The organism is Streptomyces sp. NBC_01549 (genome assembly GCF_026339955.1).
Classification (GTDB): domain Bacteria; phylum Actinomycetota; class Actinomycetes; order Streptomycetales; family Streptomycetaceae; genus Streptomyces.
This window is the reverse complement of the sequence record NZ_JAPEPW010000001.1, coordinates 6,509,390-6,526,085: the sequence shown is the minus strand read 5'-3', so window position 1 is coordinate 6,526,085 and position 16,696 is coordinate 6,509,390. Positions and strand designations below refer to the sequence as shown.

7 protein-coding genes are annotated in these 16,696 nt (G+C 72.0%); all 7 read right to left on the bottom strand.

The genetic code is table 11. The features are described 5' to 3' along the window. Window positions 1-92: 92 nt before the first annotated feature. The 7 genes from OG819_RS29145 to OG819_RS29115 all read right to left on the bottom strand — a co-directional run bounded on the left by OG819_RS29145 (window position 93) and on the right by OG819_RS29115 (window position 16,519). Complete coding sequence (locus OG819_RS29145; RefSeq protein WP_266651554.1) at window positions 93-1,622, bottom strand: S8 family serine peptidase; 1,530 nt, start codon at window positions 1,620-1,622, stop codon at window positions 93-95. Between the two features lie 85 nt (window positions 1,623-1,707). Beyond that, a complete protein-coding gene (locus OG819_RS29140; protein WP_266651553.1) occupies window positions 1,708-2,691 on the bottom strand; it encodes a TauD/TfdA family dioxygenase in 984 nt (327 codons plus the stop codon). Between the two features lie 122 nt (window positions 2,692-2,813). Continuing rightward, the gene (locus tag OG819_RS29135; RefSeq protein WP_266651552.1) at window positions 2,814-9,275 is read right to left on the bottom strand and encodes a non-ribosomal peptide synthetase; all 6,462 of its coding nucleotides are present in this window, start codon (window positions 9,273-9,275) and stop codon (window positions 2,814-2,816) included. Between the two features lie 5 nt (window positions 9,276-9,280). Further along, the gene (locus OG819_RS29130) at window positions 9,281-10,684 is read right to left on the bottom strand and encodes a hypothetical protein (RefSeq protein ID WP_266651551.1); all 1,404 of its coding nucleotides are present in this window, start codon (window positions 10,682-10,684) and stop codon (window positions 9,281-9,283) included. 83 nt (window positions 10,685-10,767) lie between these two features. Then, window positions 10,768-11,583 (bottom strand): alpha/beta fold hydrolase, encoded by an 816-nt coding sequence (locus OG819_RS29125; protein ID WP_266651550.1) that lies wholly within the window; start codon window positions 11,581-11,583, stop codon window positions 10,768-10,770. After that, a complete protein-coding gene (locus tag OG819_RS29120; protein ID WP_266651549.1) occupies window positions 11,580-14,741 on the bottom strand; it encodes an amino acid adenylation domain-containing protein in 3,162 nt (1,053 codons plus the stop codon). The genes OG819_RS29125 and OG819_RS29120 overlap by 4 nt, the downstream gene beginning before the upstream one ends. After that, complete coding sequence (locus tag OG819_RS29115; RefSeq protein WP_266651548.1) at window positions 14,738-16,519, bottom strand: non-ribosomal peptide synthetase; 1,782 nt, start codon at window positions 16,517-16,519, stop codon at window positions 14,738-14,740. Before OG819_RS29115 ends, OG819_RS29120 begins: the two co-directional genes overlap by 4 nt. Window positions 16,520-16,696 lie beyond the last annotated feature (177 nt).

Sequence of the window (16,696 nt, the reverse complement as noted above, 5' to 3'; positions counted from 1 at the left end):
AGTCTCTGCGCTGTGCGGCGCGTCACCATGGCGCGGGGTCCGGCACCGACGGCACCGGACCCCGCGCATGCCCTACGCGTGCAGCCGCACGGTCACCAGGACACGGCCTTCAGCGCGTTCACGGTGCCCCACCCGTAGAACCCGTTGTGGTTCTTCGAGCCCTTGCACACCGCGTCGATCTTTCCGTCCGCGTCGATGTCATACGGATCGGTGCACGCCGTCCCGTCCGCCTCGGCGTACAGCAGGGCCTTCACCACGGCGGCGGAGGCGTCCGGATGCGTCGACTTGATGAGGGCCGCCACGCCGACGACATGCGGGGTGGCCATCGAGGTGCCCGACATGTATCCCCACTCGCCGCCGGGCAACGGGCCGAGGATCTTACCGCTGGTGGCGGGCGGGGCGGGGGCCTGGTAGGCGGTCGAGTCACCGCCGGGGGCGGCGACGTCGATGACACCGAGGCCGTAGTTGGAGAACGACGACTTGAGGCCCTTCGCCCCGGTCGAGGCCACGGTCACCACGCCCGGCAACTGAGTCGGGATGGCGAAGCACTGGTGCGGGTCGATCACCCGGTCACTGGGCGTGCCGTCGTTGGGGGAGACCGGGTCGGTGATGGAGGCGGCGTCCAGGTCGTAGCCATCGTTGCCGCCCGCCGCGACATTGACTGTGCCCTTGCGCTCCGCGTACTGCGACGCCCGGGTGATGGCCTCCGCGAGAGCCTTCTGGTCCGGGTCGCTCGCGCAGTTGAAGTACCAGGGGTCAGTGTAATAGCTGTTGTTGGTGACATCGACGTGGTGGTCGGCCGCCCACATGAAGCCGCAGACCGCGGCCTCGGTGTAGATGTAGCCGGCCGTGGTGGCCACCTTGATGCCCGCGACCCGCACGCCGGGCGCCACACCGGTGATACCGACGCCGTTCTTGGCGCCCGCGATCTCACCCGCCACATGGGTGCCGTGCGGGCTCTCCTCGGCGGTCGGCCGCCAGGAGCCCTCGGTGGTGTCCGGCTTGCCCGACACGCAGTTGGCGGACGCGTCGCGGTTGAAGTTCGGCGCGATGTCCGGGTGGGTGTCGTCCACACCGGTGTCGATGACGGCCACGGTGACACGGCGGCTGCCGAGCGTCCGCTCGTGTGCCTTGTCCGCCTTGATGGCGGGCAGGTCCCACTGCAGCGGCTCCAACGGGTCCTGCCCGTCAGCGGCCTTGGCGTGCGCGACCTCGTCGGCGGTGAGCGCCTTCGGCGTACCGACGTCCGTCGTGGACTGCGCCGGGAGCGGCGCGTGACGTGTGGCGCCCGCCGACTGCACTCCGGGTACCGCGCGCAGGGCGGTGGCGAAGCCAGGGTTCGTGGAGTGGACGACGATCACACCGATCTTGTCGTACGTCACGACGATCGTGCCGCCCGCCGCGGATATGGCTCGCTGGACCGCTGAGAGGGTGTGACGGTCCGTCCTGGTGTTCACCACGTACGACAGTTCGGGTCCCTCGGCGGCCTGTGTGGCGGAGGCGGCGGGCGCGGTGCCCGCGGCGGCCGAAGCCGCGCCGGGCAGGAAGCCCAGGGAGGCGGTGAGCGAAAGTACGACAGGTACGGCGAGGGCGAGGCGTCGTTTGGAAGTCGGCTGAGCCACAAGGTCTCCATATCATTCGAAGAGGTGAACAAGCTGGTGCTGGGTAGCGCCCAGCACACGAGTGCGGCCGGGGGACTCGCGGGTGTCAGATCCCGAGCGCGGTCTCGGGGAGCCGGGCGCGCAGCGGGTCCGCGAACGCCAGCAGGACGCGCCGGTCGCCCTCGAAGGCCTCCCGGCTGTGCGCCATCCGGACGTTGTCCACCATCAGCAGGTCGCCCGCCTGCCAGGGTTCGCGGCGGGTCGCTCGCACATAAGCCTCGTTGATCACCTGGATGAGGTCGGCGGTGAAGGGTTCGCCGTTCCCCCACCCGGTGTTGAAGGAGAGGCCGTCGGGCCCGAGCACCGAGACGAGGTAGTCGCGGACGTCCTCATCGAGGCTCCACTCGGAGAAGAAGGCGATCTGGTTGAACCAGGACCGCCGTCCCGTGACCGGGTGGGTGATCAGGGCGGGTCGACGGTGCCAGGTCCGCAGGTCGTCGCCTCGCCACTCGAACTCGATGCCCCCCTCGCGGCAGTACCGTTCCACCTCGTCCCGGGAGGAGGTGCCGAAGGCCTCCGCCCAGGGCAGCCCGACCGTGTCGCTGTAGTTGCGAGTGAGCAGCCAGCCCTCGGTCTCCAGGCGGTCCACCACCTCGGCGGGGAGCGCGTCGACCACGGCGCTGGAGTCGGCCACGGCGGTGCAGCCGCCCTGGTCCGGGGCGGTCAGGCAGCCCATGATGAGCATGGCGGGGAACTCGCGGGCGTAGCTCAGCTCGTGGTGCATGCACATGGTCTGGTCGTCGGCCCAGCTGGCGGTGGAGTAGACCGGTCCGGGGGCCTCGTCGCGGTGGGCGAACCCCTCGTGTTCCACCATCAGTTCGTCGGTGTCGGCGAGCGCCTTGCTGACCGCGGCGAAGGTCTCCGGGTCGCCCAGCCCGAGGCCCCGCACCAGCACGGCACCGTGCTCCGTGACGGCCGACCTCAACTCCCCCCTGTTGCGCCGGGCCCAGTCGAGGGCTCCATCAGGTGCGTCATCAAGTGCGTCCACATGCCATACAACCAACGGGGAGCCGTTGCTGACCGCTGTCATCATCCGTCCTTCATCCATCACGCCGGCCGTGCCGGTGCTGTTCGATTCGCCGATGTCCGGGCCGTGCGGGACGGGAGCCCGTCCCGCACGGCCGGAACTTTCCGTGGTTCCAGGAAGAGGGGCTAGAAATCCAGCACGATGATCCCTTCACCGAGGAGGCTCTCCTCGTGGCGGACCTGGCGCGGGGCAACCAGCTCGGCCTGACCGGCGACGGTCGCGTGGGTGAACAGCTGTGCCACCCGGACCGCGCTGGAGAAGTGCTCGTTCAGCAGCGCGTGCAGGCGCAGCACCTTCAACGAGGAGCCGCCGAGTTCGAAGAAGTTCTGGTCGATCCCGGCGACCGGGCCGCCGAGGACGTCCTGCCAGATCGCGCAGATCTGCTCCTCGGTCGCGGAACGCGGTGGCGTGGCGGAGACGGCCTGGTCGGACAGGAAGCGCGGGAGCGGCAGGGCGGCCCGGTCCTGCTTGCCGTTCGCCGTCGTCGGAATCACGTCGATCACGATGAACTCGGCGGGGACGAGGGCCGACGGCAACTGCTCGGCCAGGTGCGAGCGCAGCTGCGACGGCAGACGGTCCGTATCGGCGCCCGCACGAGGGACGGCGTACGCCACCAGGTGGTACTCCTCCGTGCTGCGGCGGTGCGCCACGACGACGCACGCGGACACCGACGGGTGCGCCAGTGCGACGCTCTCGATCTCGGCGGGGTGCAGGCGCACTCCGTTGATCTTGAGCTGGTCGTCGATCCGGCCGCGGACCTCCAGCAGCCCGTCGGGGCGCAGCCGGCCCAGGTCACCGGTCCGGTAGAGCAGGTCCGACGCGTCGGCGTGCTGCGGGTTCGGCAGGAAGGCCGCCTCGTTCGCCTCGGGGTTCTCGAAGTAGCCGAAGGTCCGGAACGGCGTGCGGATGAGGATCTCCCCCAGCTCGCCCACACCGCACAGCTCACCGTCGCGCATCAGGACGGCCTGGCACTGCGGCAGCGGCGAGCCCACCGGCAGCAGCTGCGGCAGCGCGGCGTTCCGCGGGACGCGGTAGGCGAACTTCGCCATCGTCGTCTCGGTCGGGCCGTAGAGGTTCACCACCTCGGCGGAGTCGGGGAGGACCTCCCGGAACCGCTCGACGAGCGCCGCCTTGAGCGGCTCGCCGGCCAGGAAGGCCAGCCGCAGCTCGCCCAGGCCGGTACCGGCCGACGCGTCCAGCAGCCATGACTGGAGCACCGTCGGTGCCGCGTGCAGCACCGTGATCCGCTCCCTCACCAGCCAGGAGAACACCGCCTTCCCGCCCAGCACGTCCTCGGGCCCGGGCAGCACCGTGGTGCCGCCGCTGACCAGGCCGACGAGCGTGTCACGGAGCATCACATCGAAGGAGGAGCTGGTCAGCTGAGCGCACCGGTCCTGCGACGTCACACCGAACTCCTGGCTCTGCCAGCGCAGGAAGTGGGTCAACGAGGCGTGCCGGCCCAGGACTCCGCGGGGCGTGCCCGTGGTTCCCGAGGTGAAGAACAGGTACGCGGGGGAATCGGGGTCCACCGCCGGTAGCGCCACCTCAGGGGCCGCCGGGAGCGACGCCTCGCGGCCCGCCAGCTGCGACAGCCCGGTACCGGCGTCCACGGTGGTCTGCGGCATGCCCTCGGTGACGGCGGGCTGCGGCTCGTCGGCCTCCTCGACCCGGACGCAGAACACCGGAGCGCCGACGTCGACCAGGTGCCGACGCCGCCCTGGTGGCAGCGCCGGGTCCACGGGGAAGAACACGGCGCCGCTGCGCAGCACCGCCAGCATCGCCACGACGAACCCCGGACTCCGCGGCCCCGTCACAGCGACCACCTGTCCCCGCCCGCACCCCGCCGCGACCAGGTGCCGGGCGAGCTCCTCGGAGCGGTCGACCAGCTGCCGGTAGGTCAGGGCGGAGCCGCCGTGGCTGACGGCCGTGGCGTCCGGTGCGATCGTGGCCCGGGCCGCGATCAGTTCGGTCACCGGCGGCTGCGCGGGCGCGTCCATCGGCGTCGCCAGGGCCGCACCGGCATGGGCGTCACCGGGCAGGACCAGGGAGTACGCGGCCAGCGGGCGGTTCGGTGCGGCGACGACCTGGGTCAGCAGTGCGCTGAACTGCCCCAGCATGGCCGCCGCGCGGGCCGCCGAGCAGGAGTCGGTACGGTAGACGAGCTCGATGTGCAGGGCGGCGTCGTCCCGCTCCGAGACGTAGAACGTGAACGGCAGCTTGGCCTCGGGCTCCCAGAGGGTGTCGTCGAACAACGTCTCCACGCCGTCGATCACCGCCTCCTCGTGGAGCCGGCCGAGGTAGTTGAGCAGCACGTCGAACACGGGACTGCGGTCGAGGCGCCGCACCGGGTTGAGTCGCTCCACCAGCAGCTCGAACGGCGCGGCCTCGTGCGCGTAGCCCTCGTGGAGCCCGGCGCTGACCCGGGAGAGCAGGTCGAGGAAGGTCGAGTCGCTGGCCAGCTCGGTTCGCAGCACGAGCGTGTTGAGGAACAGGCCGACGATGCTCTCCGTCTCGAGGGCGTCACGGTGGGCCACCGGGTAGCCGACCACCACGTCCGACTGGCCGCTGAGCCGGGACAGGAGCAGGTTGAGCGCGGCCATGGCGATCTCGAACGGGGTCGTCGAGGTCTGCGCCGCGAGCCTGTGCAGTGCCGCGCCGGTCTCCACGGGCACGCTCCGCGCGAGGCGGCCGTCGGCCCGGCCGCTGCCCTGGGGCTCCGGCACGTCCGTCGGCAGTTCGAGCTGGGGCGCGCCCGCGAGCTTGGCGTGCCAGTACTGCAGATCGGGCTCGACCGCCCCGCTCGCCACCCGTTCCCGGACGGCCGCGGCGTAGTCGATGTACTGGACCCGCGACGGCGCCGGCACGGACTGCGCCTGCGACGGATCCGCCCGCCGGCCGTAGAGGGCCGCGAGATCGCGCATCAGCAGCCGCATGGACCAGCCGTCACCCGCGATGTGGTGGAGCGTGAGCAGGAACCGGTGCTCGGACGGGCCCGTCCGGAACAGGGCGAACCGGACCGGTGCCTCCTCGGTGAGCCGGAAGGGCACCATGTCGTCGGTCTGCACCAGGCGTGCGACGGCCTCGTCCAGCTCCACGGGATCGCACACGGTCAGGTCGTGCTCGGCGTAGGCCAGGGGCAGCCCTTCCCGGACCCGCTGGGTCGGTGTCCCGCCGGCCGCGTCGTAGGTGACGCGGAGCAGCTCGTGCCGGGCGACGAGGTCCTCCAGCGCGAGGCGCAGGGCGGGGACGTCCAGCGGGCCGCGGAAGGTCGCCAGCGTACGGATGTGGTAGGCGGTGCTGTCGGAGTCGAGCTGGGACAGGAACCACATCCGCTCCTGCGCGAAGGACAGCGGGTGGCCGTCCGTGCGGGCGACCACCGGTATACCGGTGTGGGTCCGCGGGGCCGTCTCGTCCACCAGGCGGGCCTGGGCGGCGATGGTGCGGTGGGCGAAGTAGGCGGCTGACGGCAGGTCGAGACCGAAGTGCTCGTTGACCCGGCTGGCCAGTTGCAGGGCCAGCAGGGAGTGGCCCCCGATCACGAAGAAGTCGTCCGTGCTTCCGAAGGCGTCGCTGCCGAGCAGTGCGGACCAGATCCCGGCCACCGCCCGCTCGGTCTCGGTGGAGGCCGCCACCCGCTCCGCGGTCGCCAGCTCCCCGTCGCCGAGCCGGGACAGCGCCCGGCGGTCCACCTTGCCGTTGGCGGTGAGCGGCAGGGTGTCGACGCGCAGGAAGTGGGAGGGCACCATGTGGGTCGGCAGGCGGCGCAGCAGCGCCGCGCGCAGGGCCTCGTTGGAGGGCGCCGAACCGGTGGCCTCCAGGTAGGCGTAGAGCAGCCCGGTCTCCCCGCCGGTCGCGCGGGGGAGGACCACGGCGCGCTCGATCCCGGGTTCGCCCCGCAGCGCCTGTTCGATCTCGCCCAGCTCGACGCGCTGGCCGCGGATCTTGACCTGGTTGTCGCGCCGCCCCAGGTAGCGCAGCTGTCCGTCGGGCGACCAGCAGGCCAGGTCACCGGTGCGGTACATCCGGCCGGTGCCGTCCCCCTCCGCGACGAACGGGCCGGTGCCGAACGGGTCCGCGACGAACCGCTCCGCCGTCAGCTCCGGGCGGTTCAGGTAGCCGCGGGCCACCTGGGCCCCGCCGATGCAGAGTTCACCGGTGACGCCGATCGGGCACGGCCGGCCGCTGTCGTCGAGGACGTAGAGGCGGTTGTTGGGCGCCGGACGGCCGAGGGTGACCGGCCGGTCGCGTTCCACGTGCAGCGTGGTGACGTCCACGGCCGCCTCGGTCGGGCCGTAGTAGTTGATCAGTCGCGCACCGTCGTCCCCGACGGCGCCGAAGAAGCTCCGCGCGAGGCTGCTGTCGAGCTCCTCGCCGCTGCAGACGCAGAACCGCACTCCCGGGAAGCCGTCCTGACAGGAGTTCAGGTACTGGCTGAGCATGGACGGGACGAAGTGCACCACGGTCACCGCGTGGCGGCGGATGGTCGACCGGATCAGCTCGGGGTCGGACTCTCCCCCGGGCGGGAGCATGACCTGCCGGGCGCCGATCGTCCCGGGCAGCAGCAGTTCCCAGACGGAGACATCGAAGGTGTACGGCGTCTTCTGCAGGATGACGTCGTCCTCGCCGAGGCTCAGGTCCTCGACCATCCAGTGCAGCCGGTTGACCAGGGAGCGGTGCTCGACCAGGGCGCCCTTGGGGAGCCCGGTGGACCCTGAGGTGTAGATGCAGTAGGCGAGGTCGTCCGGCCCCGCGGCGGGCGGCGGGTCGTCGGTGCGCTCCGACAGCGGCCCGGCCAGGTCCAGCAGCGTCCGGCCGGTGAGGGGGAGGTCCGCGGCGTCCGCGGGGTCCACGGCGTCCCCGACCCGCAGCACGACGGCGCATCCGCTGTCGTCCAGGACGTGGCGGACCCGGTCGTCGGGGTCGGTCGTGCTCAGCGGCAGGTACGCGCCACCGGCTTTCAGGACGCCGAGGACCGCCGCCGTCAGGTCGGCGGACCGGGCCAGCCGCAGCGCCACCAGGGAGCCGGTCGCCACGCCGTACTTGTCGCGCAGTGTCCACGCCAGTCGATTGGCCTGCGCGTTGAGCTCGGCGAACGTCCAGGACCGTTGCTCGTCGACGACCGCGACGGCGTCCGGGGTGCGCCGGACCTGCTCCTCGAACAGCCGCACGACGGTGGTGTCGAGGTCGTACGGTGCGTCGGTGCGGTTGAAGCCGTGCATGACGAGCTCGCGCTCGGCGGCGTCGAGCAGTTCGAGGGCCTCCACCGGCTCGTCCGGCCTGGCCACCGCGTCCGCCAGCAGGACCTCGAAGTGGCGCAGCAGCCGTTCGATGCGGTCGGCGTCGAACAGTTCGACGGCGTACTCGACGGTGGCGAGCAGCCCTTCGGGCGTCTCCGCGAAGAACAGCGTCAGGTCCATCTTGCTGTGGCCGTTGCCGGCGCGGACCGCCTGCACTCCGAGGCCGGGCACCTGTTCTCCGGGCTCGCCGAAGCCCTCATCGGACATGATCATGATGTCGAAGAGCGCGTTGCGCCCCGCTTCGGTGTCGGCGCCCGCGTCACGGACCACCCGGTCGAACGGGTACTCGGCGTGGCCGAGGGCGCCGCGCACGGTCCGGTGGCTGCTGAGCAGCAGCTCGCGGAAGCTCGCGCCGGGCGCCACCGGATCGCGCAGCGCCACGCTGTTGACGTAGCAGCCGACCTGGTCGAACAGCTCGGGCAGCGGCCGGTTGACGGCGGAGGTGCCCAGGGCGATGTCCCGCTGCCCGCTGTAGCGGTACACCAGCACCCGCAGTGCGGCGCTGAGCGCGGCGAACGCCGTGGTCCGCTCCAGCCGGCAGAGGTCCTTGAGGGCGGCCACCGTCTCATGCCGCAGGACGCGGGTGGCGTTCGCGCCGAGGTGGCTGCGCACCGTCGGGCGGGGGCGGTCGGCGAGCAGGTCCACCCGCTCGACCGGCTCCTGGAAACGCTGCCGCCAGTACTCCCGGGAGGCGTCCAGGGCGCCGCTGTCGAGCACGGTCTGCTGCCAGACCGCGTAGTCCTTGTACTGGAGCCGGGCACCGTCCTCGGCTTCCTGCGGGGCGCCCTGCACACCTCGCCGGTAGGCGTCCAGTGCCTGGTCGAGGAGCACGGTCAACGACCATCCGTCGACCGCGATGTGGTGCGCCGCGAGGACCAGGACGTGGCGGTCGGCGGCCTCCTGCACCAGCATCACGTGCAGCAGGCGCCCGGCGGCCAGGTCGAACGGGCGCGACACGAAGTTCTCGATCAGCCGGTCGGTCCCCTGGGCGGCGACCCGGTACGTCCAGTCCAGGTCCGCGTCGGCGGCCGGCCGCTGCCGGGGCACGCCGTCCACGCTGCCGAACACGGTGCGCAGCGCCTCATGGCGCCGCAGCAGCTCGGTGAACGCCTCCTTGAGCGCCTCGACGTCCAGCTCGCCGTCCAGCCGGTAGACGGCGGGAACCGTGTACGCGGCGTGGGCGTCGCCGGACTGGACAGCCAGCCACATCGTCAGCTGCGCCGACGACAGCGGGTACCACTCCGCGTCCGGGGCGGACGCGATCTCGCTGATGCTCTGCGGTGCGGTCATTGCGTTCACCTCGCGACTCGGGACTCGGCCAGTTCGGCGCGGCCGATCAGGACACCACCGCAACTGGTGCGGCACACCAGCTCCAGTGCCTCGTACTTCTCCCAGGTCGGCAGCGCCGCGCGGAACAGCGGGGCGACCTGCCGCAGGAACGCGGCGGCTGGGTAGACCTGGGCCTCGGCATGCTCCGGGCTGTTCGGCGGCTTCGCGAGGACGTCCTCGATGGCGAGCTCGCGGACCACCTTGGCGTACTGCGACCAGCGGACGAAGGTCGAAGTGCCCTCCTCCATCAGCAGGTGGAACATGCGCTGCGGCTCGGCGTCGGGGTCCACCGGACGGGCCCAGATGTCCTCCAGGTACTCCTCGTCGACCCAGGCGCGGCCCCAGGCGGTGTGCTGCCCGCGGGCGGCCCGGGTGGCGCGCTCATGGAGTTCGGCACGGCCCGGCAGCGGGATCAGGTCCGCCTCGGCGGTGCCGTTGGAGTACATCGGCACGCTGGTGAACGGCCACTGCTCCGAGCTGACAACCAGGACGTAGAGGAGCGCGGCGGTGAGCGCGCAGCCCACGACGGCCATGGTCGTGGCGACCGGCCCGTCGGAGGTGAATACGTGCGTCGCCGGGCGGTCGCCGGTGACCTGCTCGATCAGCCAGGGCCAGTCGAACAGCAGCAGGTAGCACCACATCTGGATGTAGTAGGCCGGGAACATGACCCAGAGGATGACGATGTGCATGGCGATCCACGCCAGGACCATGGGCATGCGCAGCTGCCAGCTGAAAATGGCGGCCACCGCGCCGAGTTCGACGACCAGCGTGCCCCAGGCAGCCAGTCGGCACAGCCACGGCTTGGAGATCATCAACCGCGACAGCCACAGCCAGCGTGCCGCCGGCTGGGAGATCCGGAGGTAGAAGTTCAGCGCGGTGCCGTCGAACCAGCCCTGTCGGCCGAAGCGCAGCTTCGCGACGCCGGCGGCGAGCAGGGTGTAGGCGAGTGCCACCAGCAGCAGGCAGGGGGCGAATCCCGACGTGAACGCGGAGTCGCGGGCCACCAGCAGGGGCCAGGCGGTGTGGTCGGCGAGCAGCCCGTCGAGCGAGAAGTCGTAGGACACCGAGAAGCACATGGCGAACAGGGTGTAGAGGGCTGCGTGGCTGGAGTGGTTGGCGCCCAGCGCACCGGCGTTCACCGCGTGCAGGAACGCGAAGCCCAGGAAGGTGAGGATCCCGGCGACCGGTTGCAGCAGGCCCGCCGTCGCGGCGATCCAGGCGACGATGGTCAGATTCCTGACCACCACGAGCACCGCCGGGCGGACCCATCGGATCCCAAGGACGCGCAGCGCGAGGACGGGAGTGTAGAAGGCCGACTCGGTCTTCGCCATGATCTTCGGCGCGAACAGCGGCGTGGGCTGCTGGTTCATACAAAGTACGAGCAGCCCCGCGTAGAGGACCGCCCTGAGGACGCCGGAAACCGGGGGTAGCTGATGGAGCCACCAATGGGTGATCATAGTGCTTCTTCCTCACCGTGAGAGATGTGAGTGGTCGATGGACCCGGTCCGGTCAACCGGTCGCGCAGGAGTCTGACCACCTCGCCGAACGTCCCCGGCGCCACGAGGAAGAAGTGGTCTCCGTGGAAGATCCGCAGTTCGTACGATCCAAGCGTGAGCTCGGACCAGGCCTCTGCGGTGCCCGGCCGCACCCGGGGGTCCATATCACCGATCAGCGCGGTCATCGGGACGCGCAAGGGTTGCCGGGGCCGGTGGCTGTACGTCTCCACGGCACGGAAGTCGGCGCGCAGTGGCGGTAGGACCATCTGGCGGATGTCCGGGTGGCTGAGCAGCTCGACGTCGGTTCCCCCCATCGCCGCCAACTCGGCCATCAGGGCGTCGTCGTCGGCGTGCAACCGCCGTGGATCGTCGGGCACGGCCGCGCCACGGCACCCGGAGACGAACAGTCGCGCGACCGGCACACCGCGTTCTTCGAGGAGCCCGGCCATCTCGTACGCGACAAGAGCGCCCATGCTGTGTCCGAACAGCGCCAGCGGCACATCATCGAGTCCGTCCGCCGTCAGCGCGGCGAGCACCGCGACCGCCAGCTCCTGGATGTCGGTGATCGACGGCTCCCTGTGGCGTTCCTGCCGGCCTGGATACTGCGCCACCAGCACGTCCACGTCGCCGGACAACGCCTCCGAGAACGGGAAGTAGAAACTGGCGGAGCCGCCGGCGTGCGGCAGCATCAACAGGCGCGAGGTCGGACGCCTCGGTGCCGGGTGGAACCCGCACAGCCATCGCCCGGCGCGGGACCCGGTGTCGGTGGTCATGGCTGACCCGCCATCTCGGCCAGGCAGCGACGCAGCTCCACGTCCACACGGGCGACAGCGTCGGCGCTGACGCCGTCCTCCCGCCACTGCGTGACGACCGTCCAGGAGCCGTCTGCGCCGGGAATCGCCTCGATCACGAGCTCCATCGCGGTGCGCGGCGGCCGGATCCGTATGGGCATCAGCTCGACACCGGCGCCCAGAGCGTCGGCCGGCGGCGGCAGTTGGAGGACGACGAAGGTCTGGAAGAAGGGGTGGCGCCCTCGGGCGGGTGCCAGTGCGCCCACCACGTCGTCGAACGGCGTGCGCGCGTGGTCGAGGCCGTCCACGACCAGCCGCACTGCACGGGCGAGTACGGTGCTCGCGTCCTCTTCCGGCTTCGCCGTCAGGCGGACGACGAACGGGTTGACGAAGTAGCCGACGGTCGACTCCGGGACGGGGTCGAACCGGCCGGCCGTCACGGTTCCGAGCGCCGGGTCGGCGATCCCGAAGGTCCGTGTCAGGGCGAGCCCGGCCGCGGCCATGAGTCCGGTCAGGACCGGTCCGCCCAGACCCGCGCAGACCGCCGCCAGGGCTGTCACCGTTTCGGCGTCCACGCGGGTGGCGAGCTCCCGTCGGGCCGCCTCGGCGGCACCACCGGTGGGCGCCGGCAGGAACGGCTCGGGAGCCGGCCGCAGTTGGTCGGACCAGTAGGGGAGGTCCCGGTCGGCCCAGTCGGCGAGCTGGTGCGCCTCCCAGGCGGCGTAGCGCCGGTAGCTCAGCCGCCCTTCGTGCGCGGGGACGGGCCGTCTGGCGCAGCGGGCTTCGTAGGCGGCCCGCAGGTTGGCCACGAAGGCGTGCTCCGAGCTCCCGTCGAAGGATATGTGGTGCGCCTGGAGGCAGAGCAGGTGCCGTTCGTCACCGATGCGGCAGAGCCTGAACCGCACCGGGATCTCCGAGTCCAGCGCGAACGGCCGGTCCCACCAGTCGGCGACGAGCGCCTCGGCGAGTTCCTGCGGTTCGCGCCCGACGGCGTCGGACGGCGGCTCGACCTCTTCCAGGATTCTGCCGGTCGGCTCGGGCGGCAGGATCCGCTGCACCGGGCCCTCGTCGCCCCAGAGGTAGACCGTCCGCAGTGCCGCGTGCGACCGCAGGCACTCGGCGAGTGCCTCGGCGAGGATGTCCCGCCGGAGCGGACCGGCGAGCAGGTAGGCCAGCACGATGGTGTTGTCCGCCGCTCCCGGCGAGGCCATCTCGGCGAGCCAGAAGCGCTGTTGGGCGTGGGAGAGCGGGCCGTCGCTCTCCTCGTCGACTGCTTCCGGCAGTTCGTCGGCCCGCGCCGCACCGGCGCAGTAGGCGGTGATCGCCTCGACCGAACGGAGCCGGTAGACGTCGGCGGCGGTCAACCGGGCGTCGAGCCGTCGGCCCAGCCGGGCCGCCAGCCGGATGACGTCCAGGGAGGTCGCCCCGGCTTCGAGGAGGTCGTCGCCGGCGGTCAGCCGGGCGGTGCCCAGGAGTGCGCGCACCTCCGCCAGCGGACCGCCGGGGGCCTCGCCCACCGCCCCGACGCCTGCGGCCCGGTCGTCTCCGCCGGGGTCGGCTGCGGCCAGGTGCTCCTGGATCAGCGCGGCCACCGCCCGGCGGTCGGTCTTGCCGTTGGCGTTGCGGGGCATCCGGTCGACGTGGTGGAGGAGCGTGGGGACCATGGCGTCCAGCAGCCGGGTCGCCGCGAAGGCCCTGAGTTCCGGCGGGTCCAGGGGGCGCCGGTCGGCGGTGGTGTACCCGGCCACCAGGTGCCGACGGCTCCCCGACGGCGAGTCGACCACCACGGCGCAGGCCTGCGTGATCGAGGGGTGCGTCTCGAGGACGGCCTCCACCTCGCCGGGCTCGATGCGGATCCCGCGGACCTTGATCTGGTCGTCGATGCGTCCGCGGTAGCGGAGCAGCCCGTCCGCGTCCCGCTGGGCGAGGTCGCCGGTGCGGTAGTAGCGCTCGCCCTCGAGGTCGAAGAAGCGCCGCCGGGTCTCCTCCGGGTCTCCGGCGTAGCCGAGGGCAACGCCGTCGCCACCGACCGCGATCTCGCCCTCGTACTCGCCCGTGGCGGCGCCGGGACGGCCGTCCGGGTCCAGCAGCCGGACCACGGTCCTGGGCAGGGGCGTGCCGATGGGGATCTCGGTGCTGCCCTCGGCCACGTCGCCCGGCCGGACGACGTGGTGGGTGGCGAAGATCGTCGACTCCGCCGGACCGTAGCCGTTGACCAGGTGCAGCTCCGGGAAGCCGGCGAGGACCTGCCGTGCGGCGGCCACCGGGACCCGCTCGCCGCCGGTCAGCACCAGGCGCAGCCCTTCGAAGACATCGGGCCGGTCCTCGGCCAGCGCGGCGAACAGCGAACTCGTCAGCCAGACGCTGTTGACGCCACGGCGGACGGCGGCCTTCAGGAGCTCCGCGTCCAGGGCGGCGGCACCGCGGTCCAGCAGCACGCTCCGGCCGCCGTTGAGCAGCGGCGCCCACAGCTCCAGCGAGAACGCGTCCCACGGCAGCGGTGACGCCTGGAGGAACACGGTGTCGGCGCCGACCGAGATCGCGGGACAGTCGACGACCGTCCGGAGGGTGCCGCGGTGCGGCGACAGCGCGCCCTTGGGCCGGCCGGTGGAGCCCGAGGTGTAGAAGACGCTCGCCGTGCGCGTGCCGTCGGTCTGCGCGGGGGGTGCGGCGGCGGGGTCGCCGGCGAACAGCTCGCCCGGCGTGACGGCGGGGACGCCCGTCCCGGCACACACCTCCCCGGCGAGCTCGCCGTCGTCGGTGACGAGGAGACAGGTGTCCGTTCCGCGCACCGCGTCCGCGATCCGGAGCCGGGGCCACTGCGGGTCGACGGCCACGTAGGCGGCACCGGCCCGCAGGACGCCCAGCAGCGTGGCCACCAGGTCGATCGAGCGGTCCATCGCCACCGCGACCTGGGCGCCGACGGGCACGCCCCGGCGGCGCAACTGCGCGGCGACGGCCTCGGCCCGTTCGACGAGCGAGCCGTAGCTGATCGTCTCCTCGGCCTGCTGGACCGCGACGGCGTCGGGACGGAGCCGGGCGTGGTGGGCGACCACGAGTTCTATCCGCTCGCCGTGGGCGTACGGATCGGGCGCGGCCCCGCCCGGGCGGGCGCGGTGAACGTCGGCGGCCGTGCTCACTTGCCCGCCGCCGGCGTCCGTACCAGGTCGAGCTGCTCGGCCAGGCCCTGCACGGTGGTGTGGTCCAGCACGACCGAGAAGGCGAGCCGGGTGCCGAGTTCGCGGTTGATCCGGTGGCTCATCCGGAAAGCGAGCATGGAGTGCCCGCCCAGGGCGAAGAAGTCCTGGTCGCGGCCCACCCGTTCGACGCCGAGCAGGTTCGCCCAGAGGGCGGCCACGTAGTGCTCGGTCTCGCCGAGCGGTTCCGCGAAGTCTTCCGCGGCGTGGGCGTCGTGCCCTGCCAGCGCCTCCCGCAGGGCCGCGCTGTCTCGCTTGCCGTGCTGGGTGTACGGGATCTCGCTCTGGACGATGAAGCTGCTCGGCACCATGTAGTCGGGCAGGTCCCGCTCCACCCGGGCGCGCAGCTCCGCGATGTCCAGTTCCTCGCCGAGCACGACGAAGGCGACCAGTCGGCGGTCGTCGCCCTCGCCCTCGGCGAGCACGACGGCGTCCTTCACCCCGGGGTGGTGCCGGAGCGACTGCTCGACCTCGCCGGGCTCCACCCGGTAGCCGTGGATCTTCACCTGGTCGTCGGCGCGGCCGATGAACAGCAGCGCCCCGTCCGCACGCAGCTGTGCCAGGTCGCCCGTCCGGTACATCGGCATCGGGGCGCCGTCGACGGTGACCGTCACGAAGCGCTCGGCGGTGAGGTCCGCGCGGTCGAGGTAGCCGCGGGCCAGGCCCGGGCCGCCGACGAAGATCTCACCGCGCTCGCCCGCAGGCACCTCCCGCAGGTCCGCGTCGAGCAGCCGGACCGTCACTCCGGCGAGCGCGGTCCCGATCGGCACCGTGCCGGACCGCACATCCGACTCGGTCACCAGGTGCGCGGTACAGGCGGTGGTGGTCTCGGCTGGCCCGTACAGGTTGTAGAGCTGTCCCTGGAAGCAGCCCGTGAGCAGGTCGCGACAGGCGGAGGGCTGGAGGACGTCACCGCCGGCGCAGAGCACCCGCAGCGAGGCGAACGCGTCCCGGTCCTCCCGCACGACGTGGTTGACCACCATGGTGGGCACGAGCATCGCCGAGACGCCGTACTCCTCCATCTGCCGCCGGAAGCCCGCGGCGAGCAGTTCCGGTGCCGGCGGCAGGACGACTATCTGGGCACCGGCCGCGAGGGTGGTCCACATCTCGAAGTGGAAGGCGTCGAAGGAGACGTTGGAGATCTGCCCCGTCCGGTCCTCGGGGTGGAGCTGCGGCAGGCCGGGGTTGGTCGCGAACGACACGATGTTCCGGTGCTCCAGCACGATCGCCTTCGGCCGGCCCGAGGAGCCCGAGGTGAACAGGACGCTCGCCGCGTTCTCCGGCAGCGGTGTCGCGCCCGCGCCCTGGCCATCGAACCCGGCCCAGTCACCGATCGGCACGACCTCAGCGGGTACCGCCGTCAGCGAGTCGGCCGACGCCTGGTCGCTGAGGACGACCTTCGCGCCGCTGTCCTGCAGCATCCGGTCCCGGCGGGCGTCGGGGTAGCGCTGGTCCACCGCGACGTAGGCGGCTCCGGCCTTGAGGACGCCGAGCACCGCGACGGCGAAGTCGACGGAGCGGGGCAGGTAGACCCCGACCCGGTCCTCGACGCCCACCCCGTGGCTGCTGAGCAGCGCGCCCACGGCGTCCGACCTGCGGTCCAGCTCCTCGTAGGTGAGCGTCGTCGTGCCGTCTCCGACAGCCGACCGTCCCCCGTGGCGCCGCACCGAGTCGGCGAAGAGCTCGACCAGGGTGGCGGCGCGTTCGTTCGTTGTCTTCACAGCTTCCTCCCGCACGCGTGCTCAGCGGCGGCGTGCGATCTCATCGTGGAATTCAGGCGATCCGGCGAACCGGCGGTGTGAACGACCCGGCCGTGCCGACCCGGACCACGTCATCGCCGCGGGCTGCGCGGCCCCGATCGGTGCGCGTCGGCTGGTCGATCGGGGCCGCGGTCAGGG

Excerpts from the sequence above, each read along its gene's own strand:
- OG819_RS29140 (WP_266651553.1), bottom strand. The coding sequence starts at position 2,691 with ATGACAGCGGTCAGCAACGGCTCCCCGTTGGTTGTATGGCATGTGGAC.
- OG819_RS29130 (WP_266651551.1), bottom strand. The coding sequence starts at position 10,684 with ATGAACCAGCAGCCCACGCCGCTGTTCGCGCCGAAGATCATGGCGAAG.
- OG819_RS29135 (WP_266651552.1), bottom strand. The coding sequence starts at position 9,275 with ATGACCGCACCGCAGAGCATCAGCGAGATCGCGTCCGCCCCGGACGCG.
- OG819_RS29125 (WP_266651550.1), bottom strand. The coding sequence starts at position 11,583 with ATGACCACCGACACCGGGTCCCGCGCCGGGCGATGGCTGTGCGGGTTC.